24 protein-coding genes and 1 pseudogene are annotated in these 23,234 nt (G+C 63.7%); 5 read left to right on the plus strand and 20 right to left on the minus strand.

Going from position 1 to position 23,234, the window contains the following annotated elements:
* Window positions 1-116: 116 nt before the first annotated feature.
* Entirely contained in the window at window positions 117-851 is a 735-nt protein-coding gene (pgeF, locus tag V6E02_RS03120) for a peptidoglycan editing factor PgeF (RefSeq protein WP_347307029.1), read from the minus strand.
* The gene (gene rluD, locus V6E02_RS03125) at window positions 848-1,756 is read right to left on the minus strand and encodes a 23S rRNA pseudouridine(1911/1915/1917) synthase RluD (protein ID WP_347307031.1); all 909 of its coding nucleotides are present in this window, start codon (window positions 1,754-1,756) and stop codon (window positions 848-850) included. Before rluD ends, pgeF begins: the two co-directional genes overlap by 4 nt.
* Window positions 1,757-1,799: 43 nt before the next feature.
* Between rluD and V6E02_RS03130 the strand changes: the two genes are divergently transcribed.
* Window positions 1,800-2,588 (plus strand): outer membrane protein assembly factor BamD, encoded by a 789-nt coding sequence (locus V6E02_RS03130; protein WP_347307033.1) that lies wholly within the window; start codon window positions 1,800-1,802, stop codon window positions 2,586-2,588.
* Window positions 2,589-2,592: 4 nt separating this feature from the next.
* Here the strand turns inward: V6E02_RS03130 and V6E02_RS03135 are convergent, their stop codons facing one another.
* The 9 genes from V6E02_RS03135 to V6E02_RS03175 all read right to left on the minus strand — a co-directional run bounded on the left by V6E02_RS03135 (window position 2,593) and on the right by V6E02_RS03175 (window position 11,110).
* Window positions 2,593-2,931 carry a P-II family nitrogen regulator gene (locus V6E02_RS03135; RefSeq protein WP_347307034.1) on the minus strand — a complete coding sequence of 113 codons (339 nt, stop codon included), beginning with the start codon at window positions 2,929-2,931 and terminating at the stop codon, window positions 2,593-2,595.
* 13 nt (window positions 2,932-2,944) lie between these two features.
* Complete coding sequence (locus V6E02_RS03140; protein ID WP_347307035.1) at window positions 2,945-4,549, minus strand: NAD+ synthase; 1,605 nt, start codon at window positions 4,547-4,549, stop codon at window positions 2,945-2,947.
* Window positions 4,546-5,436: a succinate--CoA ligase subunit alpha gene (sucD, locus tag V6E02_RS03145; RefSeq protein ID WP_347307037.1), complete on the minus strand. Its 891-nt coding sequence runs from the start codon at window positions 5,434-5,436 to the stop codon at window positions 4,546-4,548. Before sucD ends, V6E02_RS03140 begins: the two co-directional genes overlap by 4 nt.
* 72 nt (window positions 5,437-5,508) lie before the next feature.
* Window positions 5,509-6,396 carry a dTDP-4-dehydrorhamnose reductase gene (rfbD, locus tag V6E02_RS03150; protein WP_347307039.1) on the minus strand — a complete coding sequence of 296 codons (888 nt, stop codon included), beginning with the start codon at window positions 6,394-6,396 and terminating at the stop codon, window positions 5,509-5,511.
* Window positions 6,393-6,938: a dTDP-4-dehydrorhamnose 3,5-epimerase gene (rfbC, locus tag V6E02_RS03155; protein ID WP_347307041.1), complete on the minus strand. Its 546-nt coding sequence runs from the start codon at window positions 6,936-6,938 to the stop codon at window positions 6,393-6,395. The genes rfbD and rfbC overlap by 4 nt, the downstream gene beginning before the upstream one ends.
* 85 nt (window positions 6,939-7,023) lie before the next feature.
* Window positions 7,024-8,271: an ATP-grasp domain-containing protein gene (locus V6E02_RS03160; RefSeq protein WP_347307043.1), complete on the minus strand. Its 1,248-nt coding sequence runs from the start codon at window positions 8,269-8,271 to the stop codon at window positions 7,024-7,026.
* A gap of 7 nt (window positions 8,272-8,278) precedes the next feature.
* Window positions 8,279-9,724 carry a CUAEP/CCAEP-tail radical SAM (seleno)protein gene (locus V6E02_RS03165; protein ID WP_347307045.1) on the minus strand — a complete coding sequence of 482 codons (1,446 nt, stop codon included), beginning with the start codon at window positions 9,722-9,724 and terminating at the stop codon, window positions 8,279-8,281.
* A gap of 376 nt (window positions 9,725-10,100) precedes the next feature.
* Entirely contained in the window at window positions 10,101-10,610 is a 510-nt protein-coding gene (locus V6E02_RS03170) for a TlpA family protein disulfide reductase (RefSeq protein ID WP_347307047.1), read from the minus strand.
* A gap of 8 nt (window positions 10,611-10,618) precedes the next feature.
* Window positions 10,619-11,110, minus strand: a complete 492-nt coding sequence (locus V6E02_RS03175; RefSeq protein WP_347307049.1) for a hypothetical protein — start codon at window positions 11,108-11,110, stop codon at window positions 10,619-10,621.
* A 184-nt stretch (window positions 11,111-11,294) separates the two neighbouring features.
* Here V6E02_RS03175 and V6E02_RS03180 point away from each other — a divergent pair, with 184 nt between their 5' ends.
* The 4 genes from V6E02_RS03180 to V6E02_RS03195 are packed head-to-tail and all read left to right on the plus strand — an operon-like array spanning window position 11,295 to window position 15,331.
* Window positions 11,295-12,248: a phosphoribulokinase gene (locus V6E02_RS03180; RefSeq protein ID WP_347307051.1), complete on the plus strand. Its 954-nt coding sequence runs from the start codon at window positions 11,295-11,297 to the stop codon at window positions 12,246-12,248.
* The gene (locus V6E02_RS03185) at window positions 12,245-12,646 is read left to right on the plus strand and encodes a hypothetical protein (protein WP_347307053.1); all 402 of its coding nucleotides are present in this window, start codon (window positions 12,245-12,247) and stop codon (window positions 12,644-12,646) included. The genes V6E02_RS03180 and V6E02_RS03185 overlap by 4 nt, the downstream gene beginning before the upstream one ends.
* Window positions 12,643-13,404 carry a flagellar brake protein gene (locus V6E02_RS03190; protein ID WP_347307055.1) on the plus strand — a complete coding sequence of 254 codons (762 nt, stop codon included), beginning with the start codon at window positions 12,643-12,645 and terminating at the stop codon, window positions 13,402-13,404. Before V6E02_RS03185 ends, V6E02_RS03190 begins: the two co-directional genes overlap by 4 nt.
* A gap of 7 nt (window positions 13,405-13,411) precedes the next feature.
* A complete protein-coding gene (locus V6E02_RS03195) occupies window positions 13,412-15,331 on the plus strand; it encodes an ATP-binding response regulator (protein WP_347307057.1) in 1,920 nt (639 codons plus the stop codon).
* Here V6E02_RS03195 and V6E02_RS03200 read toward each other — a convergent pair.
* The 9 genes and pseudogenes from V6E02_RS03200 to V6E02_RS03240 form a co-directional block, all read right to left on the minus strand.
* Window positions 15,285-16,823, minus strand: a complete 1,539-nt coding sequence (locus V6E02_RS03200; RefSeq protein WP_347307058.1) for a 2-isopropylmalate synthase — start codon at window positions 16,821-16,823, stop codon at window positions 15,285-15,287. The genes V6E02_RS03195 and V6E02_RS03200 overlap by 47 nt on opposite strands.
* Window positions 16,824-17,239: 416 nt before the next feature.
* Window positions 17,240-18,371: pseudogene (locus tag V6E02_RS03205) on the minus strand (IS3 family transposase).
* A 33-nt stretch (window positions 18,372-18,404) separates the two neighbouring features.
* The gene (locus V6E02_RS03210) at window positions 18,405-18,545 is read right to left on the minus strand and encodes a hypothetical protein (RefSeq protein ID WP_347307060.1); all 141 of its coding nucleotides are present in this window, start codon (window positions 18,543-18,545) and stop codon (window positions 18,405-18,407) included.
* A 78-nt stretch (window positions 18,546-18,623) separates the two neighbouring features.
* A complete protein-coding gene (locus V6E02_RS03215; RefSeq protein WP_347307062.1) occupies window positions 18,624-19,241 on the minus strand; it encodes a hypothetical protein in 618 nt (205 codons plus the stop codon).
* Window positions 19,238-20,317: an LptM family lipoprotein gene (locus V6E02_RS03220; RefSeq protein WP_347307064.1), complete on the minus strand. Its 1,080-nt coding sequence runs from the start codon at window positions 20,315-20,317 to the stop codon at window positions 19,238-19,240. Before V6E02_RS03220 ends, V6E02_RS03215 begins: the two co-directional genes overlap by 4 nt.
* A complete protein-coding gene (locus V6E02_RS03225; protein ID WP_347307066.1) occupies window positions 20,308-21,513 on the minus strand; it encodes a hypothetical protein in 1,206 nt (401 codons plus the stop codon). The genes V6E02_RS03220 and V6E02_RS03225 overlap by 10 nt, the downstream gene beginning before the upstream one ends.
* Complete coding sequence (locus V6E02_RS03230; RefSeq protein WP_347307068.1) at window positions 21,510-22,448, minus strand: TadE/TadG family type IV pilus assembly protein; 939 nt, start codon at window positions 22,446-22,448, stop codon at window positions 21,510-21,512. Before V6E02_RS03230 ends, V6E02_RS03225 begins: the two co-directional genes overlap by 4 nt.
* Window positions 22,445-22,894: a DUF192 domain-containing protein gene (locus V6E02_RS03235; protein WP_347307070.1), complete on the minus strand. Its 450-nt coding sequence runs from the start codon at window positions 22,892-22,894 to the stop codon at window positions 22,445-22,447. The genes V6E02_RS03230 and V6E02_RS03235 overlap by 4 nt, the downstream gene beginning before the upstream one ends.
* Window positions 22,794-23,162 carry a hypothetical protein gene (locus V6E02_RS03240; RefSeq protein ID WP_347307107.1) on the minus strand — a complete coding sequence of 123 codons (369 nt, stop codon included), beginning with the start codon at window positions 23,160-23,162 and terminating at the stop codon, window positions 22,794-22,796. The genes V6E02_RS03235 and V6E02_RS03240 overlap by 101 nt, the downstream gene beginning before the upstream one ends.
* Between the last annotated feature and the right edge of the window lie 72 nt (window positions 23,163-23,234).

Genomic DNA, 23,234 nt, shown 5'->3' on the forward strand with positions numbered 1-23,234 from the left:
GACTTGAGGGCCAGTCCGGCCCGAAGGGGGAAGTCGTCGCGCTTCAAGCCGCGCCCACCACCTCTTCCTAGGAGGCGCTCTAGCAGTGACTGCGGTGCCTGCAATTGAGCTGCATTTCACAGGCCGGGGTCGAGCCAGATGAGGCTGGCCATGCGGCCGGTGGCGCCGTCCCGGCGATAGGAGAAAAAGCGCGTGGGATCTGAGAAGGTACACAAGCCGCCGCCGAAAACCGCCTGCACGCCGGCGCGGGCAAGCCGCATACGCGCCAGCGCGTAGAGATCGGCGCGCCATCTGCCGGGGCCATCAGCTCGGAAGGCCTCTGCCGCCGCGGCATCCACGGCGAGAAAGGCTAAACGCACCTCCTCGCCCACTTGGAAAGCCTCGGGCCCGATGGCGGGGCCAAGCCAGGACATAATCTGCCCGGGATCGGTCTGCATGGCAGCCACGGTCCGTTCCAGCACACCTGCACACAGGCCACGCCAGCCCGCATGGGCCGCCGCCACCACCGTTCCGGCGCGGTCCGCAAAGAGCACGGGCAGACAGTCCGCGGTGAGCACGGCGCACACCTGCCCGGCGGTGCGGCTCACACTGGCATCGGCGCGCCCCGGAGCGCCCGCTTCCATGCGCCATACGGCGGTGCCATGGACCTGTTCCAGCCACAGGGGCTCGGCGGGCAGGAGTCGACGCAGACGGGCGCGATTCTCCGCCACCGCGGCGGGATCGTCGCCCACGTGGGCGGCGAGATTGAGGCTGGCGTAAGGCCCCACGCTCACGCCACCGGCGCGGGTGGTGACCAAGGCCCGCACATGCGGTGGCGTCGGCCAATCTGGAAGGATAGCGGCAAGCGTCATGACGCACGCAGCCGCGAAAGCAGTTGCACCAGGTCTGCTGGCAGGGGCGCACGCCAGCGCATGGGTTCACGGCTTGCGGGATGGATCAGGGCAAGTTCGGTGGCGTGCAGGGCCTGGCGCTGGAACAGGCTTCGCCCCTGCCGTGAGCCATAGACCGGATCGCCCACCAGCGGATGCCCCAGGGCCTGCATGTGCACGCGAATCTGATGGGTGCGGCCGGTCTCCAATCGGCATTCCACCAGGGTATGGCGGGGAAGGATCTCCAGCACCCGGTAATGGGTGACGGCCGGTTTACCCCGCTCCACCACCGCCATCTTCGTGCGCTCGCGGGGATGACGGCCAATGGGCGCCTGCACCGTGCCCCCTTCAGTGAGCCGGCCCTCGACGATGGCGAGATAGACGCGGCGTACGCTGCGCGCGGCCAGTTGCCGTACCAGGTCGGTCTGGGCCTGTACGGTCTTGGCCACCACCATGAGGCCGCTGGTGTCCTTGTCCAGACGGTGCACAATGCCGGCGCGCGGCACCTGGGCCAGTTCGGGCGCGTGATGGAGCAGGACATTCATGAGTGTGCCGCGCCAGTTGCCGCTACCCGGATGCACCACCAGCCCTGCCGGTTTGTCCAGCACCAGGAGGGTCGTGTCCTCGTACACGATGGGAAGCGCCATGGCTTCGGGCTCCGCCTGGACCTCGGAAGGATGCAGAAGCGGCGCCACGTCGATATGTGTCCCGGGCCAGACCTTCTGCTTGGCGCGCGCCCGCGCACCCTCTACCGTAACGCGCCCCGCCTCGATCCAGGACTGGATGCGGGAGCGGGAATACTCGGGCATAAGCTCGGCCAGCGCCTGGTCCAGACGCCGCCCGCCCAATGACGCCGGCACCAGGAAGCGGCGGGGCGGAAGGCCCACGGGGCTTGCGCTATAATCGCCTGACTTCGTTGCGGATATCACCATGCGCTTGAGTTTAGCTTTGATCCTCGCCCTTTGGCTCGTGGGCTGCAGTCTGTTGCCGGAAGTGCAGGACGAAACCCGCGGCTGGTCCGCCCAGAAGCTCTATAGCGAGGCCAAGGCCGCCCTCGGCGAGGGGGACTACGAAAAGGCCATCAAGTATTACGAGACCCTGGAGGCTCGCTATCCCTATGGCCGCTACGCCCAGCAGGCCCAGCTGGAAATCGCCTATGCCTATTACAAAGACCGCGAGCCCGCCTCGGCGCTGGCGGCCTGCGACCGCTTCATCAAGCTCCACCCCAATCATCCCCACGTGGACTACGCCTACTACCTGAAGGGACTGATCAACTTCAACGACGATCTCGGCTTCCTGGGCTACGTGGTGAAACAGGATCTCTCTGACCGCGATCCGCAGGCAGCGCGCGATTCCTTCGACGCCTTCAAGGAGTTGGTGACGCGCTTTCCGGACAGCAAATACACGCCGGACGCGCTGGCGCGCATGCATTATCTGGTCGATGCCATGGCCCGACACGAGGCCGCCGTCGCCCACTACTACTACCGGCGGGGCGCCTATGTGGCGGCGGTGAACCGGGCCAAGGAACTCATCCGCCAATACCCGCAAGCACCGGCCAACGAGGACGCCCTGGCCATCCTCTGGCGCGCCTACGAAAAGATGAAACTTCCAGATCTCGCCGCCGACAGCCGGCGCGTGCTGGAACGCAACTTTCCGGACAGCGCCTACCTGAAGGGCCGCCAGCCCGGCGGCGTGCGGCCCTGGTACCAGTTCTGGTAGCGAGTTAGATCGCCGCTTCGTTGGTCTCGCCGGTACGGATGCGCACCACGTGCTCCACCGGCGTGACGAAGATCTTGCCATCCCCGATCTTGCCGGTGCGCGCCGACTTGACGATCGCCTCGATGGCAGCATCGACCTTGTCTGCCGCGATCACCAGCTCGATCTTCACCTTGGGCAGGAAGTCCACCACATACTCTGCCCCGCGGTAGAGTTCGGTATGCCCCTTCTGGCGGCCAAAGCCCTTCACCTCGGTGACGGTGAGTCCCGTCACTCCCACTTCCGCCAGCGCCTCCCGCACCTCGTCCAGCTTGAATGGCTTGATGATGGCCTCGATTTTTTTCATGGCGTTTCCTTGTCTAGAACTTGGGATGATAACGGTTGGTGATGGGATAGCGCCGGTCCTTGCCGAAGCCCCGTGGCGTGACCCGCACGCCCACCGGTGCCTGACGGCGCTTGTATTCGTTGCGGTCGATCAGGGTCACCACGCGTTGCACATCCTCGCGCCGGAAGCCCAGGCCCACGATCTCCTCGGGGCACAAATCGCGCTCCACGTAAGCCTCCATGATGCCGTCCAGCACGTCGTAGGGTGGCAGGCTGTCCTGATCGGTCTGGTTGGCGCGCAGTTCCGCGGAAGGAGCGCGGGTGATGACCCGCTGGGGAATCACGGGCGATAAGCCATTACGGTAGTGGGCCAGCCGATACACGAAGGTCTTGGGGATGTCCTTTAGCACACCGAAACCGCCCGCCATATCGCCATAGAGGGTGGCATAGCCCACCGCCAGCTCGCTCTTGTTGCCAGTGGTGAGGACAATGGTGCCGTATTTGTTGGACAGCGCCATGAGCAGCGTGCCGCGGATGCGCGCCTGGATGTTTTCCTCGGTCGTGTCGAAGGGCAAGTCTTTGAATTCATCCGCCAGGCTGTTCAAGAAGGCATCGTAGATGGGCTTGATGGGAATCTCGGAATAGCGCACCTTCAGGGTGCGGGCCATTTCCCGCGCATCCTCCCGGCTCATGTCGGCGGTGAATTGGGAAGGCATCATCACCGCGTGCACCCGCTGCGGCCCCAGGGCATCCACGGCAATGGCCAGGGTGAGCGCGGAATCGATGCCACCAGACAGCCCCAGCTCGATGCCGGGAAAGCCGTTTTTCTCTACGTAGTCCTTCACGCCAAGACACAGGGCACGATACACCAGCGCCTCGAGGGGAGGTTCTGGCACGATCTCGCCGGCCACCGGCATTGGCCCATCCAGTTCTACAAACCCGAGCGCCTCTTCGAAGAATCCGAAGCGGTGGGTGAGGTTGCCCGCCGCATCCACCGCAAAGGAGGCACCGTCGAACACCAACTCGTCCTGGCCGCCAACCAGGTTGCAATACACCACGGCCAAACCGTTTTCTCGCGCCCGCTGCCGCACCACATCCTCGCGGCTGACTTGCTTGTTCATGTGGTAGGGGGAGGCGTTGAGCACCAGCAAAAGCTCGGCCCCAGCCTCGCGCGCCAGCCGCGCGGGCGCCGTCTCCCAGATATCGGCACAGATATTGAGGCCGATCTTCACGCCATTAAGCTCGAACACGCAGGCGGTTGTGCCCGGGGTGAAATAGCGCACCTCGTCGAATACCGTGTGGTTGGGCAGCTTGTGCTTGTGATAGGTGGTGAGGATGCGTCCGTCCTGCAACACGGAGGCAGCGTTGTAGCGGTGCTCGCCCACCACGTCGGGATGCCCCACCACCACCGTGATGCCGCCAAGCTCGCGCGCGAGCCCATGCAGGGTATCGAGGCAGGCTTCGCAGAAACCCTGGCGCAACACCAGGTCCTCCGGCGGATAACCGGAGAGGGCAAGCTCTGGTGTGACCAGCAGCTGCGCGCCCGCAGCCTGCGCTTGGCGCGCGGCCTCCAGGATGCGCCGCGCATTGCCTGCCAGGTCGCCCACCACCAAGTCGATTTGCGCGATGGCGATTTTCATGCTGCTGGGCTCATCCCTTGACCCAGGGCGGCCTGCATGGCCACGCCGATCTCCGCTGGCGAGCGGGCCACGATCACACCCGCCGCCTCGAGCGCGCGGATCTTGTCCGCTGCCGTGCCCCTGCCGCCGCTGATGATGGCGCCGGCATGGCCCATGCGTTTGCCGCGCGGCGCACTCACACCGGCGATATAGGCCGCCACTGGCTTCTTCACGTGTGCCTTGATGTATTCCGCCGCTTCCTCCTCCCGCGTGCCGCCAATCTCGCCCACCAGGACGATGCCTTCCGTGGCGGGATCTTGCTCGAACATCTTAAGGCAGTCGATGAAATCCAGGCCCTTGATGGGATCGCCACCGATGCCCACGCAGGTGGTCTGCCCCAGCCCGAGCTGGGTGGTCTGGTGCACGGCTTCGTAGGTGAGCGTGCCAGAACGGGAGACGATGCCGATCTTACCGGGCTTGTGGATGAAGCCGGGCATGATGCCGATCTTGCATTCGCCGGCGGTGATGATGCCGGGACAGTTGGGACCGATGAGCTTGGCGCCATTGGCCCTGAGCGCCGCCTTGACGTTGAGCATGTCCAGCACCGGAATGCCTTCGGTGATGCAGACGATGAGCTCGATGCCGGCATCGGCAGCCTCCATGATGGAATCGGCCGCAAAAGGCGAAGGCACGTAGATCACGCTGGCCTGGGCGCCGGTGGCCGCCACAGCCTCGCGCATGGTGTCAAACACCGGCAGGCCGAGATGGGTCTGGCCACCCTTGCCTGGGGTAACCCCACCGACCATGCGCGTGCCGTAGGCGATGGCCTGTTCGGAATGGAACGTGCCCTGCTTGCCAGTGAAACCCTGGCATAGAACCTTGGTGTGTTTATCGACGAGAATGCTCATGACGGGCGGTTTCCGGAAGGGCGCGGGCGAATCTCTATTCTACTGGTGAAGCGCGCGGCCTTGCACGCGCCTTCAGGGCATCATATCCGCCAGACAGGAAAGCAGGGACAGCCGCCAGTCCGGCAGCGCCACGCCGAAGACGCGCGCAGCGCGGCTACTGTCCAGCACGGAATAGGCCGGACGCGGCGCCGGCAGGGGATATTCGCGGCTGGGAATGGGCACCACCGGTGGCCGTCGCGCCAGCAGCGGCGCGTGGGCGATGATGGCCTGGGCGAAGCCACACCAGCTGGTCTGGCCAGCGCTAGCGAGATGGTAGAGGCCACCCTTGTCCGCCAGGAATTCGGCAATGCCACCGTGGGCGTGCGCCTGGGCGACGATGGCGGCGCTCGCCTCGGCGATCAGCCGGCTCCAGGTGGGCGCCCCAATCTGGTCGTCCACCACGCGCAGCTCATCGCGCTCCTTGGCAAGCAGCAGGATGGTGCGCAGGAAATTGCCGCCCCGCAGTCCATACACCCAGCTCAGGCGCAGGATGAGATAACTGGGGGCCAGCGCCTCGATGGCCCGCTCCCCCTCCAGCTTGGATTCACCATAGACGTTCAAGGGGCGGGGCGCGTCGATTTCTTGGTAGGGCGCGTTCTTTCCCCCGTCGAACACGTAATCGGTGGAATAATGGATGAGGGCCGCGCCGAGCCGCTTCGCCTCCTCGGCGAGGATGCGCGGCGCAGCGGCATTGACCGCGAAGACCGTCTCCCGCTCTTGCTGGGCCCGATCCACGGCGGTGTAGGCCGCGGCATTGACGATGAGGGCCGGTCCCACGTGACGCACCGCCTGACGGATGGCCTCGGCGTCCGTCAGATCCAGCTCTGCGCGGGAAAGAGCGGTGAGCCGGCCCAGGGGCGAGAGGGCGCGGGCAAGCTCCCAGCCCAGCTGGCCATTCTTGCCAATGAGCAAAATGTTCACGGATAGACCTCCGCCTGCGCCAGAGACACCCCCTGCCGGTCCTTGGCAGAAAGCAGCGGCTTGCCGGCGAGCGGCCAGACGATGCCCACGCTGGCATCATCCCAGCGCAGGCAGCGTTCGTGCTCAGGCGCGTAGTAGTCCGTGGTCTTGTAGAGGAACTCGGCCGCCTCGGAGAGCACCAGAAAGCCGTGGGCGAAGCCTGGCGGAATCCACACCATGCGCTTGTTCTGGGCCGACAGATGCACCCCCACCCAGTGTCCGAAATGGGGAGAGGAACGGCGCAGATCCACGGCCACGTCGAACACCTCGCCCGCCACCACCCGCACCAGCTTGCCCTGGGGCTGCCGGATCTGATAGTGCAGGCCGCGCAGCACGTTGCGTACCGAACGCGAGTGATTGTCTTGCACGAATTCGCAATCGACGCCAGTCGCCTGGGCGAAGGCGCGCCGGTTGTAGCTTTCGAAAAAGAATCCGCGCTCGTCGCCGAACACCTTGGGCTCGAGCACCAGCACGTCTGGTAGATGGGTCGGCACCACTCTCACTTGGAATCACGCCTTTGCATGTGGCCGCGCCGCGCGCACGAACGGCGCCACGCTGGAAGAACGAGGCGAGCAGGGCGCAGCCATTCTATCCATCGCTTGGCACCAGCTCCACTTCCGGACGGATGCGCAAGGCAAGCTGGGCATGGGCTGCGCGCAGGGCGGTCTCGGCAGCAGTCGCATCGGCTGCGCGCGCGAAGATGAAGCCGAGGTAGGACGCACCCTCCGGCACGGGTTTGAGCAGCGTGCCTGCTTCCACGGTGATCTGGATGTCGGTGATCCCGGGCACGGCAGCGGCCTTCTGCAAATGATCCACGCCCTCGTAGATGCCACGACGGGGGATGGGAATCATCATCACCCCGGCACCCTCCCCTGCCGTCGCTTCGGGCACGGGCTGCCCGAGCGCATGACGCAGAATCAGTTCCTCCAGACTCATGCCCAGGGCGTGGCGCAACACGCGCCCACACAGACCACCGATGGCGCGCGGCGCGATTTCCAGCAACCACACGCCGGCGTCATTGACACGCATTTCCGCGTGCACCGGGCCGGTCACCAGGCCGGCGGCACGACAAGCCCGTTGCACCGCATCCGCGATCGCCTGCTGAGTCGCCGCTGGCAGGCGCGACGGTGTGACATAAAGGGTCTCCTCGAAATAGGGCCCATCCAGGGGGTCCGGTTTGTCGAACAGGGCGAGCACGCGCAGACGTCCATCGTCGAGCAGGCCTTCCAAAGCATATTCGCGCCCGGGAATGAAGGCTTCCACTAAAAGCCCCAGCTGCCCCGCCTGTCGGTCGGCGTAGCGCTGGATTCTGCGCGCCTGGCGCACCGCGCTCGCGAAGGAGGCCGCATCGTCCGCACGCACCACGGCGCGGCTGGCAGACAGCCGGCGCGCCTTCACCACCACAGGGTAGTCACAGGGCGGCTGCCAGGTATCTGGCTCGACCTCGTCTGGCAGGTGGGCAAATGGGGGACAAGAAAGCGCCGCCTCGCGCAGCAGCTGGCGAAACTCAAGTTTGTCCCGTAGGCGAGCCACCGCCGCGGGGGGATTGCCCGCCAGGCCGAGCCGCTCGCGCAAAAGCGCGGCGAGTTCTACCCCATGATCGTCGGCGGCAAGCACCGCATCGGGCCGCGCCGTGAGATGTTTGAGGACGATTTCCACTGCCAGCTGCGGCCGGTCGAAGGGCACCGCAGCCAAAGGCGACAGACCCCAGCGGGGCGCCAGACGGGGACAGTAGTCGGCGATGGCAATCACCTCGACCTCGAGGCGTTGCGCGGCGGCGAGAAAATCCTCGTTGCGATAGCCCGCCACCGGCAGCAGAAGCAGCACGCGCGCCATATCGATCTCAAAAGCTTTGCAACTGCTTCGCGGTGGGTTCGGCGCAGCAGTACCAGGGTTCGGACAGATGGGGAATGGGCGCGCCCAGATCGCGCCCGGCCAGACTGGGCGCCGCCCGTCCCAGAGCCCGGTGCGCCGCCTGCCAGATAGTTTCGAAGATGGCGCGGCGCGGTAAGCCGGCTTGCTCGCCTGCCGCCGCGAGGCGCTCCACCTCCTGCTGGAGACGATCCACACGGCAATCCGCGTGGTGCCAGGGATGGCCCAACAAACGCGCGTCGAACGGACCGAGCCGCTGCGCGAGCTCCGGCAACTCCATGAGCCGCGAGCCCGCGGGCACCAGCAGGCGGATGGCCAGCTGCACCGGCGGCACCGCCTCCACCAGGCGCAGTTCCACCAGCGTCTTAAGCAAGTCGAGATAGCCCTCCAGGGTGGACCAGGGGTGGAAGGCCACCCAGGTGGGCGCCAGGGGCAAACCGATGGTCCGCAGCGATTCGACCGCCCGCACAAAGTCAGCGCGTGTATGGTTCTTCGCCAGATGGGCGAGCACACGGTCGTCCACCGACTCCACCGCGCTGATGACGAAGGCACACCCGGCCGCCTTGAGTAGCGGCAGCACCTCGGCATGGCGAATGAGATGCTCGATCTTGATGGTGGCGTCGAAGCTGAGCGAAGGAAAGCGAGCGTGCATGGCCCGCACCACCCTCAAGGCGTGGCTGGGCCCATTGAGGAAATCGTGATCGGTAAAGGAAATGTGTTCTGCCCCCATCGCCACCTGCTGCTCGATGTCCGCCATCACAACCGGCAGGGGCACGGCGCGGAAGCGCCCTTGGTACACGGGCACCACGGGGCAATGCCGGCACAGGTGCTTGCAGCCGCGGGTGGTCTCCACGAATCCCACGGTGCGACGGCCCCCATCCGGCAGGACCAGATGGGCATAGCGCGCTAGAGGTGGCAGGCCCGAGCGATCCGGCAGCAAAAACTCGATGCGCCCGGTGTGCACGCGGGTCGGGCGCGGCGCAACATGGCCTGCACGTAGCGTCTGCGCCCAGGCCAGCAAATCGGGCTCCGATTCGCCACCGAACACGGCCGCCACCCCCAACGCGCGCAACAACGATTCGTTCACGGGCGCATACAGCCCAAAGGCGGCGAAGGCAGCCTGGGGGGCGAGGGCACGCGCCCGCGGCAGCGCCTCCATGGCGATGCGGGTGGCCGTGTACATGCCCAGGTAGAAGGCGACCACCTGGGCGCCGGCAAGCACGTTCGGATCGAGCTTCTGCAGCGACAAGTCGAGGCAGTCCACGGCCATGCCCGCACGCTTAAGCCAGGCTGCGGCGTGGGCTAGGGCGAACGGCTGGCGACCCAGTTCATATGGGCTCACCAGCACCACCCGGAAGCTCCCCGGGGTCGTGGCAGCGGGAGCAGGATAGACATCAGGCAGGGGATCGCGACGCATGGCAGGTTTCCGGCAAACGAGTGCCAAGCCTACCGGTCGCCACGCGCCGAGGCAATTGCCCCGTCGAACATGACCTCAACGCGGACCACGTTTTCACGCAAATGACGGTGCGTTTCGCGCCCGCTGAGTGAAGCGCCCGTGGTGAAGCGATCCCGATCCCGGCTAAAGCCCCTGCCACTAACCTTCCTCAATGCCGCTTGCTTATTGAGGGTTAGGTAAGTACTTGACAGGCTGCGTAAGTCAAACGTCATTCCCGCGAAAGCGGGAATCCAGGGTATTCCTCGCCATGTTCCTGGGTCGCCGCTTGCGCGGGGACGACACAAGGGTGTCACCTACTTACGTAATGCTCAATAGCATGATGGGCCCGGCGAAGCGCCTACTTTCGCGAGTCTTCATTGGACGCAGCCAATTCCCCCAGGAATGCGAGATAGGCGGGCGCGGACCAATCGCGGCCACCTAGGGCGAGATAGCGCAGGCGGCCGTCTGGGTCCACCAGAAAAGTGGAAGGCAGGCCACGGGGCTGCCAGCGGGCGGTGGCCTGGCCATCCCGATCCAGCAGCGTGGACAGTTCCGGTGCCACGCTGGCGAGGAAGGCAAAGGCGTCGTCCTCGCTTTCCGCGGTATTGACCAGGAGCACCGTCAGCCGCTCGGGCGGCAGCGTGCGCATCACAGTGACCAGCGTAGGCATCTCGCGCCGGCAAGGCCCGCACCAGCTCGCCCAGAAGTGCACCATCACCCAGCGTCCCCGCAGGCTCGCCAGGTCCACCGTCCGCCCGTCCAGGTCCGTGAGCTTGAGCGCCGGGGCAGGCCGCCCGTCCAGGGCCATCAATCCGGCTGGCGGCTGGGCGGCGTGGCCCGCCGTCGCCACGAAAAGCAATAAGAGCATGAGCACCCTCATGGCTGGCTTCCGGGGCAGGTAAGCGGCTCCACGCGCAGCTTAAGGGGTGGGCCGTTACCGTCGGCGCCGGTGCGAAACCGCGCGATGAGGCGGAAAGGTCCCGCAGGGGGTTCCACCGCGACATTGCCGCCGACTGGCTCGCCCGGTTGCAGGTCACGGCTTTCCGGCAACTGGGTCCAGCCAAAGGTGGCACGCGGGGCCAAGGGTACGGCCAGGCGCTCGAAACGGGCTTCCCATTCCTCGCGGGCGAGGCGCCGAACGGGGCGGCCATCCAATGTCTCGAAGCGCCAGCGCGCCGGCTCCAGCCACACCACGTCACGCCCGTGGTTGACGATGCCCACGGTGAGGAAACAACTGGCCGCGATCACTTCCACTGCCGCCGGCGGAAAGCCACGCGCGGCATAGAAGGCCATGAGTTGCTCCGGGGTGCGGGGGGAGATGGAAAATTCCAAATCGGCTTGGCGCAGGCGCTGCCCATGCGCAGGCATGATCGCCAAGGCAAGCAGAAGGCATGGTAGGAAAGCGCGGCCCATGCCTCATTGTACCCGCCCCGGCCGCCCTCTCGTGCAAGGGCTAACTTCCTCTTTCGGCTTGCTAATCCGCTTTCGCTTGGCCTATCCTGTGAGCCTTATCACAGACCTTAAAGCGGGTATTCGCACCGAAGGAGAAACCGTGTCAGTCAAACACCCCATCGTCGCCATCACTGGCTCCGCCGGGGCGGGAACCACCACGGTGCGCCATGCCTTCGCCGACATTTTCCGTCGCCAGGGCATCACCCCCGCGCTGGTGAAGGGGGACAGCTTCTTCCGCTACGAAAAGCCGGAAATGGATCGCTTCATCGAGGAATCCACCGCACAGGGCCGGCCGGTGAGTCTGTTCGGCCCCGAGTGCAATCTGTTCGACAAGCTAGAGGAGCTGTTCGCCACGTACTCTAAGACCGGCGGCGGCATGATCCGCCATTACGTGCGCGACGAGGACGATGCCCGCCGTTTCAATCGTGCCATCGGCACCTTCACCCCATGGGAACCGCTGCCTGAGGGTACCGATCTCCTGTTCTACGAGGGCATGCACGGCGGCGTGGCCGCCCAAACCTGGACCCGGCGCCGGTCCAGCCCTGCCCATCTGGCCGCCGATTTCCGCGATCGGCGCGGCAACGGCGGCAACGGGGTGAATGCCGCCCAGTACGTGGATTTGTTGATCGGCATCGTGCCCGCGGTGAACCTGGAATGGATCCAGAAGATCCACCGCGACTGTGCCAAGACCGGTTGCACCGTGGAGGAAGTCACCAGCACCATCCTGCGCCGGCTGCGCGACTACGTCCATTTCATCGTGCCCCAGTTCGGCATCACGGACATCAACATCCAGCGCATGCCCTTGGTGGATACCTCCAACCCGTTCATCGCCCGTGACGTGCCCAGCGCCGACGAAAGCATCCTGGTGATCCATTTCCGTGATCCCAAGCGCTTCGATTTTCCCGATCTGCTGCGGCGCATCAGTGGCTCTTTCATGTCGCGTCCCAATACCATGGTGGTGCCGGGTGGCAAGCTACGGCTGGCGTTGGACGTGATTTTCACGCCGCTCATCCAGGAGCTGGTCGAGGGGCGGCGCGCCAAGAGGCGGCCATGAAATCCCTGCTGTCGCTGGCGCTGGGGTGGCTGCTCGCGGGCTGTTCCACCTTTGATCTACCCCATCTCTCCAACAAGGAGGCGCTGGCAGTGGTGGCGGTGGTGTACTACACCCATGACGGCTTTCGCTGGGACGTGGAGGACCGGCGTATCGCCCCCGACCGCTACCGCATCACCGTGCGCCAGGGCAAATTGACGCGCGGCGGGCAGGGCGAAGCCGAGCCCATCTTCCGCCGTCGCGCCGAGGAGATCGCCCTCACGCAAGGCTGCGCTGGCTACACCATCCTGGAATACACCCAAAGTCTCGAGCACGATTTCCTAGGTGTGGCGCAACGGGTGTCGGAAGGCGTGATCCGTTGCGATGCCGCGCCCGCCGATGCCCGTGAGCCGCGCGTATGAGCACCTCAGAAAACACGCTGCTGCCCATCGATCCCACGCATGACCTGGGCCAGTACTGGCTGGAAGCGCGCACGGAGGTGGTGCATATCCTGCGCAGCCTGAACACGCATGCCGATTCGCTGGCGGTGTATTTCGACCAGGGACGGCATTTCATCCTGACCGCTCTGCTGGACGTGCGCCCGGCGCAGGAGACTTTCGTGTTCGACGTGGGTAGCCAAGCGGAGATGAACGAAAGGCTGCTCAAAAGCGAGCGCCTATTGTTCGTGGGCATCCAAGACGGCATCCGCGTGCAGTGGAGTACCGGCCCTGCGGCCAAGACCCACTTTGGCGGCGGCCCCGCCTTCATCGCCTGGCTACCCCAGGCGGTGTTGCGTCTGCAGCGGCGCGATTACTTTCGTGCAGTAGTACCGCTTTCCATGGACGCACGCGTCCACCTGCCCGCCGTGCAAAGCGGGCGGGAAGGATTGCGCATCCATGACATCAGCGCGGGTGGGGTGTGCGTGATCGCCAATGAGAGCCTGGCGCGCGCCCAGGTGTTAGACCGCTTCGATGCCTGTACCCTGAGGCTTGAGCACGTTCTGGACGATCTGCACGTCGCAGTGGAGGTGCGCCACATCACCCCCGTCAATCTGCGCGGCGGCCGGGTGGAAACGCGCGTGGGCCTACGCTATCTCGATCCGTCCGCCGCCGATCAAGCCCGTCTGCAGCGCTTCCTGGTCAAGGTCGAGCAGACCAAACGCGCGCTCGTGGGCGAGTGAGTCTGCCATGGCTTTGGCATCCCATTCGACATCGTCATCCCCCACCGCCAGCGAGGCGGTGCGTCTCGCCCCTCTCACCGCCGAGTTCCGCGACCCCGAAATGGAACGCTATTACCGGCAAAAGGCCTACCCGGGCCTGCGCACCGATTTCCGCATGGCGGTGGCAGTGGGCGCATTCTTCTACCTGGCCTTCGCCATTCCCGATTACGCCGCTCTCGGCGACAGCCCCGCCTTCTGGCGACTGTTTTACCTGCGCGCTACGATCACCGCTCTAGCCATCGGCCTAATGCAGTGGGTGGAACACCACCCCGCCTGGGTAACCAATGGCTGGGCCGCGAGCTTCATCGAGCTTATAGCCATCGCCGGCAATTTCGTCATTATCATCACCCGGCCCGGCGACCTCGCCGCCCACGCCAGCGCCATGATCGTGATCCTGGTGGCGGTCTATGTGTTTCTGCCTAACCGCTTCCTGCTGGCTTTTGGTGTGGCCTTGGTGGGCACCGTCTCCTTCCTGGTTTACCTCTTTGGCTGGGCGCAAGCCGACAAGACCACTCTGATCTCGCTCTTGGGGGTGCTGCTTCTCATCAACAGCTTCGGCACCCTAGCCGCTTACCGCTTCAGTCACCTGCGCCGGCGCGAGTTTGCGGCCCTGGAAGCCCAGCGGGTCAGCAACGAAGCCCTGCTGTCGGAAATCGCCCGGCGCGAGGCACTGGAGACCGCCCTCACCGTGGAGAAAAACGCCGCCGAACGAGCGCGCGACCAGGCCGAGGCGGCAAGCCGCGCCAAGTCCCGGTTCCTGGCCGCGGCCAGCCACGACCTGCGCCAGCCCATGCATGCCTTAAGCCTGTTCGCCGCCACCCTGGTGGAGCGTCTGCGCTATCCGGAAGTGCGTCACATCGCCGACCAGATGCAGGCTTCCATCATCGCTCTCACCAGCCTGTTCGATTCGTTGCTGGACATCTCCAAGCTGGATGCGGGCGCCATTAAGGCATGCGTAGTGAGCTTCCGGCTCAAGGATCTGTTCGACAACGTACGCCGGGATTTCACCGGCAAGGCCTACCACAAGGGAATCCGTTTCCAGGTGGTGGACACCGCCCTGGTGGTGCGCAGCGATCCGCTGCTTCTGGAGCGCATCGTGCGCAACCTGGCGGCCAATGCCGTCAACTACACCGAGCAAGGCGGCGTGGTGATCGGCGCGCGGCGGCGTGGCAAGCTGGTGCGCATCGAAGTGTGGGACAGTGGACCTGGCATCCCGGAAGAGGAACAGCAACGCGTATTCGAGGAGTTCTACCAAATCGCCAATCCGGAACGCGACCGCAGCAAGGGGCTGGGGCTGGGATTGGCCATCGTCAAGCGTCTGGCCGAGCTGTTACACCATCCCATCGACGTGCGCTCCCGCCCGGGACGCGGCGCCTGCTTCGCCGTCACCGTACCACGGGGTGTCTTGCGCCAGAATGCGCGCACAGAAGAAGCGGCCCCCGCACCGGAATTTCTGCGCGCCTCGGCAGAGCGGCTGGTGGTGCTGATCGAGGATGAGCGCATCATCCGCGAGGCCACCCAGACCCTACTGTCGGACTGGGGTTGTAAAGTGATCGCCAGCGCCTCCGCTGACGAGGCCGTCGCCCAGTTGCTGCAAGCCGACCGCCTGCCGGATTTGGTGATCGCGGATTACCGCTTGGCAGGGGGACGTACCGGCATCGACGCCATCGATGCGGTACAGGAAGCGGTGGGCGCGGCCGTCCCAGCGGTGCTGATCACGGGTGATACCGCCGCCGATCATCTCAAGCGCGCCCGGGAGCACGGCTACCCGGTGCTGCACAAGCCGGTGCCACCCGCCAAACTGCGCGCCTTGGTGGCCAGCATCCCGCCCCGGGCCCCACTCAAACCTGCGGGTGCGCCCGTTCCAACCGAGAGTGCAAGCGATTGAGGGCGTGGATGTACGCCTTGGCGGAGGCCACCACGATATCGGTATCCGCGCCCTGGCCATTGACGATGCGTCCACCCTTGGACAAGCGCACCGTCACCTCACCCTGTGCATCGGTGCCGCTGGTGATGTTGTTGACCGAATAAAGCAAAAGCTCCGCTCCGCTTTTCACCACCGCTTCGATGGCCTTGAAGGAAGCATCAACTGGCCCGCTGCCATCCGCCTCGGCAGCCTTCTCCACGCCATGCTCAGCGAGCACCACGCGCGCGTGGGGAATTTCCCCCGTCTCCGAACACACCCGTAGCGAGACCAGCCGGTAGATCTCGCTCTCCAGTAGCTGGGCCTCGTCGCTCACCAGGGCGTGCAGGTCTTCATCGAAGATCTCGTGCTTCTTGTCGGCGAGCTCCTTGAAGCGCGCGAAGGCTGCGTTGAGCGCCTCTTCCGACGGCAGCTCGATACCCAGTTCCTTGAGGCGGGTCTTGAAGGCGTTACGGCCGGAGTGCTTGCCCAGCACCATCCTGTTGGCGGTCCAGCCCACGTCCTCGGCGCGCATGATCTCGTAGGTCTGGCGATGCTTGAGCACACCATCCTGATGGATGCCAGACTCATGGGCGAAGGCATTGGCGCCGACGATGGCCTTGTTGGGCTGCACTGCAAAGCCGGTGATGCTGGCCACCAGACGCGAGGCCGGCACGATCTGGGTGGTGTCGATGGTCGTGTCGCAAGGAAACACGTCCTGACGCGTGCGTACCGCCATGACGATTTCCTCGAGCGCCGCATTGCCAGCGCGCTCGCCGAGGCCGTTGATGGTGCACTCCACCTGCCGCGCACCGTTTAGCACCGCGGACAGGGAGTTGGCTACCGCCAATCCCAGATCGTTGTGGCAATGTACCGAGAACACCGCCTTATCGGAATTGGGTACCCGCTCGCGCAACTGACGGATCAGCTCACCAAACTGATGCGGCAGGTTATACCCCACGGTGTCCGGAATGTTGATCGTGGTAGCGCCGGCATCGATCACCGCCTCCAGCACGCGGCAGAGAAAATCCAGTTCGGAACGACCGGCATCCTCCGGCGAGAACTCCACGTTGTCCGTCCACTTGCGCGCCCATTTGACTGCCTGTACGGCCTGCTGCAATACCTGCTCCGGCGTCATGCGCAGCTTCTTCTCCATGTGGATGGGACTGGTGGCGATGAAGGTGTGGATGCGACCGGACACCGCGCCGCGCAGGGCCTCACCGGCGCGGTCGATGTCCCGCTCCAGCGCCCGTGCCAGCCCGCAGACCGTGCTGTCTTTGATCACGTCGGCGACCGCTTTGACCGCCTCGAAGTCGCCATTGGAGGCAGCCGGGAAACCGGCCTCGATCACATCCACGCGCATGCGCTCCAGCTGACGCGCGATGCGCACCTTTTCCTCCTTGGTCATGGAAGCACCCGGACTCTGCTCCCCGTCACGGAGCGTGGTGTCGAAAATGATGAGCTTGTCTTTGGCCATGGTGAGCTCCCACATCGGGGCACGCCCCGAGGGCGTGCGAAAAATCCAATGAAACCGGCAGTTTAGCCGATCGGGTCAATACAGCGAAGGGGGAAAGTCGGAGTCTTCAGCGCGCAAGGCGCAGCAGCAGCGCGGCCAGCAGGACGTTGGCCGGGAAGGAGACGAACCGGTATTGGTGCGCGTTCGACATGCTGGTAACTATATCGGCTTCCCCCCTCCACCGCAAGCGTATGTGTAGAGAGCTGTAGTGCCCTTCCCGGATTTGCAGGATTGTAACTTGCGCGCTGTGGCGCTGGTGGGCAGCCGCCGACCTGTGGGTAAGCGTTGTCCATGGCTTGTCCATGGGGGACCGCGGCTTCGCGGTCAGGCGGGTGCTGCCGGCTGCCCACAAATCCACAGTGCATTGGCTTTCCATGTCACGCCGCCATCGGCTGGGTTTGCGGCTGGGTGCCGAAGTAGGCTTCGTCGGGTGTCTGCCAGTCCAGCGACGGGCAAGTCCTCGGCGGTTATACCACTCGCAGCACTGGGCGAGACGACGCTGCTGCTCGGTGCCGTTGTCGCAGGGGCGCAGATAGACCCATTCGTGCGACGGTCCACCACAGCCGTTCGACGAAGATGTTGTCGTGACATCGCCCGCGTCCATCCTGGCTTATCTGGATCGAATGCGCCTTGAGCACGTCGGTGCATTCGGCGCTGGTGAATGGGCTGCCCTGGTCGGTGTTGAATATCTCCGGGGCACCGTAACGCGCCAGCGCCGCCCGCAACGCCGCTGTGCAGAAGTCGCTCGTCAGGGTGTTCGACAAGCGCCAACTCGGCACTTTCCGCATCGCCCAGTCCATGATCGCGCACAGGTACAGGAAACCGTGCCGCATGCGGATGTCGGTGATGTCGGTCGCCCAGACGTGGTTCGGCCGTTCGATCAGCAGGCCGCGCAGCAGGTAGGGATAGACCTTGTGCGCCGCATGGGGCTTGCTGGTGTCGGGTTTCGGACCGACCACCCAGAGTCCGAGCTTTTCATCAGGCGCCGGATGCGCCGGCGTCCAACCAGAATCCCTTCGCGCTTGAGCATGACCTGCAAACGCCGACTGCCGTACATCGGGTTGTCGGTGAAGCGTTCGTCCAGCCGTTTGAGGCGATCGAGTTCTTCCTGAGATTGCGGCTTGGGCCGGTAATAGACGCTGCTGCGCGAGACGCCGAGCAGCTTGGCTTGCCGGGCCACGGACAGCTCGCTGTCCGGGGTAATCATCGCGCGCCTCTCACGAGGCGGGCAATGGCGGACTGTCCGGCCAAGAAATCCCGTTCGACCTGCAACGGGCCAATCTTGCGCTGCAGGTTGTCGATCACCGCCTGCGGGTCGGCGGCTTTCTTGTTGCCCCACTCGAAAAGGTTCTTGGCGTTCTTTACCCGTTCCTGTTTCCAGGTGCTAATCATCGTCGGATGCACCCCGTATTCCGAGGCCAGCTCCACCAGGGTCTTGTCCCCCGCCCGTGCCGCCATCGCGACTTGCGCCTTGAATTCCGCACTGTGCTGCTTGCGCTTTGCTCCCATGCTTCACGTTCCTTTCAACCGGACAGCTTTAGCTTATCCGACTGTCCAAAAAAACGTAACCGCCGCAGTGCGGCGCTGGTCGGCCTGGGCGCGCAGGATCGGGCCCAGGCTCATGCCGGTGGCCTCGGCCTGGATCAGGGTGGCGACAAAGCTCGCAACCGCCGGCATGTCCATGCGGGCGGCCAGTTCGCGCAGGGCGTCGGCGCGCGGCTTGCCGGCGCGGACGTCGCGCAGCAGGCCAGGGTGATGCGGTTACTTCGTGTAAGCACTCAGGCGCGCGGTAGCGAGTTGAGAAAGCAGTCTGTCAAGATCCGCCGCATCAGATAGACCGACTTCCTGCCAAATGCCGCCTGCCTTGGCGCGATACAGAATCAAAGGAGTGGCGCCAAACAGCGACCGACTCCAGTAGCGGGTGTTCTTGCGCAGGCTGGATTGCTCGGCGAGCGTAGCGTCTTTGACCGGGGGCATTGCGCCCTCCCATGCGGCTGCATCGAATGTCAGGAAATTCTGCGCCAATGCGGCATACGGGTCGGCTGTGCGCAACAGCGCAATGGCTCGTGCTTCGCTCGTTGGTTTCATGTAGGCCACCGGTATCCACATGCTGGCCACATCACGGCGAGGCATCGTATCGAACCACTGCCAGAGCTTGGCGCAGGCAGGGCAATTAGGGTCGAAGAAGAACACGATTTGAGTCTGTTCTTCCGGCTTGGTCAGGCGCAAACCGGCGAGTTGTTGCACGGCCAGCCAAACGCCTTGTTCACGTTGCCCTGTCAGCGGTGTTGAGCCCTTGAGCATGCCGGCCCAGGCTGGCATGGCGGGCAAGAGCACAATCGAGGCGAGAAGAAAATGGCGGCGATTCATGGTGGTCATTTTTTAGCTGAACGCGAAATGAGGTAGATGGCGTTTTTAGCGCCGACAGCCAAGTCGCCCTTGGGGCTGAAGGCCAGTGCGCCGGTGAGTTCGCCGTGTTTGAATTCGGCGATGGTGACACGGGTAGCATCCTTGCGCAGACTGGATTGGCCAGGGTCGCCGATGCGAACTACACGATCTGGTTCATCAGGTCTCATGCCTTCTTCTGCGGCGTAAATGTAGCCGTCGGGGGTCAATGAACCAAACACACGTAGATACGAGAACGGTAGTAGTTCTAAATGGCTATTTACCGGTTTCAGCGTGCCGTTGTGGGAAATGGAAAACCATTTCCCAGATTCCACAGCTGATCTTTCTTTAGAAAAGTAGGGTGCTGTATGTAACAACACTTTTCCTTGAAACCAATAAATCTCTTTGAACGTCCACTGGCTTGGATTCGCCACAGAGTCAAAATCCGAAATACTTTTGATTTGCGTTCCGTCTGGCAGCGCAAATCCCAGAAACTTCGCTTCTCCAGTAGTGATATTAATTTCAAATGGGTAAGCACCATTTCTTAGCGTGAGCAAATTTCCATCTTCGGAAATACTCAAACCCGCGAACGTGTTGTACACCGGCTCGCGCTCGGTCTTATCATCTGGCGTCACGTACCCCATGACCCCTGATCGGGCGATTACTTTACTTTTACCATCGGGAGCAAGCGCGACAATGGCGTCTTCATGATCACCGATGAAATACAGCGTCCCGTCCCTGGCAAATACAAGCGATTTCGGGTAGTCCACCTCCTTCACCAAGGCCATAGGTTTCAATTTCTTCTGGCTTGATGCAAGTATGGAACGCTGATTGGCATGATCAAGTAAAGGCTTGGGCTGGGCGATAAACAACTTGCGCACATCCCCTTCGTTCTGTTCGATCTTGCTCGATTCAGCCATGGCGGGCAGTGTTGCTGGCTGGGTTGTTTTGCCATTCTGATCAGGAATCTTGGGGGGGGTCGTATCCTGGCCTGATTGCCCGCATCCGATCAGTCCAAATACCAGCAGCCCGGCAAGGATGTTTCCAATCGCTTTTTTCATCAGTTGCATACCTCGGTCTTCCCAAAATGTTTGGCGTAATACGCTTTGTACAGGTCAAATACTTCCTTGGCGTAATCACCGGCCGCCCCTGATCCGTTCCATGCGCCAGCGGCTTTCTTCACCCATTTCTCGGTTTCAGCATCCTCGGGATCGGCGTGCTTGCCGTCATAGCCACGCTTGGGTAATTCGAATATCTGCTTTACCGCTGCGATATGGCAATCTGTGTTAGCGAAGAACGCCATCAGGCGCGTGTAAAGCTTGGGCGGTGCGGCGGCGAACAAGGCGTAGTTCCCGAAGGTGGCAGCGGCTTCATTCCAGATTTTTGATTCGATATAGGGTTTGATTCCCCTATAATATTTACTGGAGTTCAGCATTTCCACCCTATCAAGCAAGCTTAAATATTCAGTATTGGTTGAGCTTGACAAAGCTTTCCACGCCATCGCCTTATCCCCGTTCATCTCCTTCCACTTCGCCTCGATGATCTGTCTGAGCCGTTCCCAAGCCGCCATGCGTTCCCACATTTCCTTCCACTCGGCCACGCTTTTCGCGTCATCCTCCTTGAGGATTTTAAGCTCGACGGCCTTCGTTTTGATATCGGTGGGGATAGCGGGATAGCTGATCGTGCCGTCCGTGTTGACGGTTGCAGCAGGCACCTTTCTGCCAGATACCAGGCCCGCGCCGAATGCACGGGCTTTGTCCGCATCCTTCATCGCACCCATCAGCGCTTTGTCATCGAGAAACCATTCCTTCAGACACTGCGGCGGCGGATTGAATTTCGTTGCACCGTTCGGATTGATCCACTCGAACAGTTTACCCAGCGTCACCTGCTGCGTGCCATAGGAAGCAGCGTAGAAGGGCTTTTGGCCCGCCGATGCGGGGTTGCCGGTGGTCGCGGCGCAGTAGTCATTGCCAGCGTTACAGGGATTTTCGTCAGGGGTGTCATAGCCATACGACGATCCCGTCTCTTTCTTCCCGATCGCCCAGCGGAAGATATCCTCGCCATTGGCGAGATGGCAATCCTTGAATTTGCAGTCGAATTCTTTTTCATATTGAACCTTACCCTTGGGCGTTATAAAGCAGATTTCCTTTTCGCAAGGCGACTTCGGGGCAACGCTGCTGATGGCATCCAGCGCCTGTGCAATACCGAACCATGCGGTTACTGCCAACACCATGAAAGCGAATGTATTGCGCTGCCAATTGCTCATGGTTTCTTGATTACCTTACCGTTTTCGTCGGTGCACACCGGACAGATATTGCTGCCATCTGGACACGGCGCATCGTTATTTCCATTCCCACCGCCGGGTGGCTCCGGCGCCGACGTACACGCCGGATCGGTGACCGGGCACTTCGGCAGTTCTCCGCCTCCCGGCCCCGGCCCGGGGTCTTTTGGCTTGCCGTCATTGCCCGGACCCGGGATGGAAGCCATGGCGTCGTTCTCGATGGCTTCGGACTGCATGCGGATGACGGTGTGGGCGACGATGGGGATGCGGCCGCGGGCGATGAGGGCCTTGCGGAAGGTGTCCGGGTCGTCGGCATCGAGCACCGACAGCGCCCAGGTGTAGAAGCGCCCCACCAGCGGCACTTGTTTCTCCGGCGGAATGCCGTAGGTCACGCGCAGCTTGAGCAGGTTGGCATCCTGCAGGCTCTGGCCGGATCGGTTGGTCTTGGGGTCGTGGTTGCAGCCCGGCACATCCATCGGACACTGAAGGAAGGCAAGATTGGCGTTGGGAATGACGCGACCCTTGACCTTGAGTTTGGCCGCCAGGGCCGGGCTGGCGTAGTCGTCGAAGCTCTCCTTGCTGGGTGAGAGGATTTCGATGCGCACCGGGCTGGTAGCCAGGTCGGCTACGAGCCGGACGTAGGACTGGGCGAGTTCCGTCGGGGTGGTGCCGCCGCCGTAGTAGGCCACCAGCCCCCGCCGCAGGCCGGTGAAGATCGCGTCCAGCCGGGCGTGGTCGACGGCGCCGGCGCGCGCCGCCTCGAAGGTGGCGTAGTTGAGATTGCTCTTGGCGTGATACACCAGCCCGGCCTGCAGGGTGGCCAGCCCCAGCATCAGCACCGTGGGCGCCACGACGACGAACTCCACCAGGGAGGCGCCGCGCCGCCGCGGGAGACGTCCCGCCAGAAGTCGGCGCCTCATGGCCGGCCCGCCTCGCCCAGAACCGTCAGGCTTTGGCCCACCTCGAGCCCGAGCGCCTCCGCCTGCCCCGCCGAAAGCTCCAGTACCGCGCGACTACTTGGGCAGACGGCAATGCGCCACGGGGGCAGCGGCGCGACGATTCGGCAGATGCGCTGCCGGGCATCCAGGAACACCGCGTCGATGGCATAGGCCATGCCGAAGGTGTGCACCGCGGCGCAGGGGAGGATGAGCAGGCCCTCTTCCCGGCCAAGCCCGCGCGAAGCCAGCCTCGGGGTCAGAGCGGCATCACAGGAACGGTAGGCGAGGCAGCCAGGCCCCGGCGCTGCCGCTGGTGACGACTTGATGCTATCTAACTCGGGCGGATGCAAAGACGGGTATAAAGTACAGGCCTGACCCTTGCTCCTCAGGCCTGACCCTTGCTCCTGAAGGGTCGTTCCGCGGCCCATTGGGCAGCGGCCCGTCGATGGCCACCAGTACGCTGCGGTGGTTGATCGTCCGGTAGGCGTAGGTGGTCGTGCGACTGATCGGAGTCGGTTTGGCCTGGCCCTGCTCATCCAGGGGGCTGAAGCCACGCTCGGTGATGCGGGTGGGTTGGCTGTAGGCGTCCAGATCGGCGATGCGCTGGCGCGCCTCGTTGTACAGGGTGTGGGTGGTTTCGGCCCCTACCTGCTTGCCGACGCGCAGGCCGTGGAGTTGTCGCGATGTCGTGCTCACTACCGACACGCCGCTAACGTGCCTGATAGGCTTCCAGCCTGGCGGCACCCAGCCGAGCAAAATAGCCGCTCA

Origin of the sequence: Thiobacter sp. AK1 (assembly GCF_039822265.1) — a bacterium.
GTDB classification, from domain to species: Bacteria; Pseudomonadota; Gammaproteobacteria; order Burkholderiales; family Thiobacteraceae; genus Thiobacter; species Thiobacter aerophilum.

Excerpts from the sequence above, each read along its gene's own strand:
- pgeF (WP_347307029.1), bottom strand. The coding sequence starts at position 851 with ATGACGCTTGCCGCTATCCTTCCAGATTGGCCGACGCCACCGCATGTG.
- V6E02_RS03130 (WP_347307033.1), top strand. The coding sequence starts at position 1,800 with ATGCGCTTGAGTTTAGCTTTGATCCTCGCCCTTTGGCTCGTGGGCTGC.
- V6E02_RS03135 (WP_347307034.1), bottom strand. The coding sequence starts at position 2,931 with ATGAAAAAAATCGAGGCCATCATCAAGCCATTCAAGCTGGACGAGGTG.
- V6E02_RS03140 (WP_347307035.1), bottom strand. The coding sequence starts at position 4,549 with ATGAAAATCGCCATCGCGCAAATCGACTTGGTGGTGGGCGACCTGGCA.
- sucD (WP_347307037.1), bottom strand. The coding sequence starts at position 5,436 with ATGAGCATTCTCGTCGATAAACACACCAAGGTTCTATGCCAGGGTTTC.
- V6E02_RS03160 (WP_347307043.1), bottom strand. The coding sequence starts at position 8,271 with ATGGCGCGCGTGCTGCTTCTGCTGCCGGTGGCGGGCTATCGCAACGAG.
- V6E02_RS03165 (WP_347307045.1), bottom strand. The coding sequence starts at position 9,724 with ATGCGTCGCGATCCCCTGCCTGATGTCTATCCTGCTCCCGCTGCCACG.
- V6E02_RS03170 (WP_347307047.1), bottom strand. The coding sequence starts at position 10,610 with ATGCTCTTATTGCTTTTCGTGGCGACGGCGGGCCACGCCGCCCAGCCG.
- V6E02_RS03175 (WP_347307049.1), bottom strand. The coding sequence starts at position 11,110 with ATGCCTGCGCATGGGCAGCGCCTGCGCCAAGCCGATTTGGAATTTTCC.
- V6E02_RS03185 (WP_347307053.1), top strand. The coding sequence starts at position 12,245 with ATGAAATCCCTGCTGTCGCTGGCGCTGGGGTGGCTGCTCGCGGGCTGT.
- V6E02_RS03190 (WP_347307055.1), top strand. The coding sequence starts at position 12,643 with ATGAGCACCTCAGAAAACACGCTGCTGCCCATCGATCCCACGCATGAC.
- V6E02_RS03195 (WP_347307057.1), top strand. The coding sequence starts at position 13,412 with ATGGCTTTGGCATCCCATTCGACATCGTCATCCCCCACCGCCAGCGAG.
- V6E02_RS03200 (WP_347307058.1), bottom strand. The coding sequence starts at position 16,823 with ATGGCCAAAGACAAGCTCATCATTTTCGACACCACGCTCCGTGACGGG.
- V6E02_RS03210 (WP_347307060.1), bottom strand. The coding sequence starts at position 18,545 with ATGGACATGCCGGCGGTTGCGAGCTTTGTCGCCACCCTGATCCAGGCC.
- V6E02_RS03215 (WP_347307062.1), bottom strand. The coding sequence starts at position 19,241 with ATGACCACCATGAATCGCCGCCATTTTCTTCTCGCCTCGATTGTGCTC.
- V6E02_RS03220 (WP_347307064.1), bottom strand. The coding sequence starts at position 20,317 with ATGCAACTGATGAAAAAAGCGATTGGAAACATCCTTGCCGGGCTGCTG.
- V6E02_RS03225 (WP_347307066.1), bottom strand. The coding sequence starts at position 21,513 with ATGAGCAATTGGCAGCGCAATACATTCGCTTTCATGGTGTTGGCAGTA.
- V6E02_RS03230 (WP_347307068.1), bottom strand. The coding sequence starts at position 22,448 with ATGAGGCGCCGACTTCTGGCGGGACGTCTCCCGCGGCGGCGCGGCGCC.
- V6E02_RS03235 (WP_347307070.1), bottom strand. The coding sequence starts at position 22,894 with ATGGGCCGCGGAACGACCCTTCAGGAGCAAGGGTCAGGCCTGAGGAGC.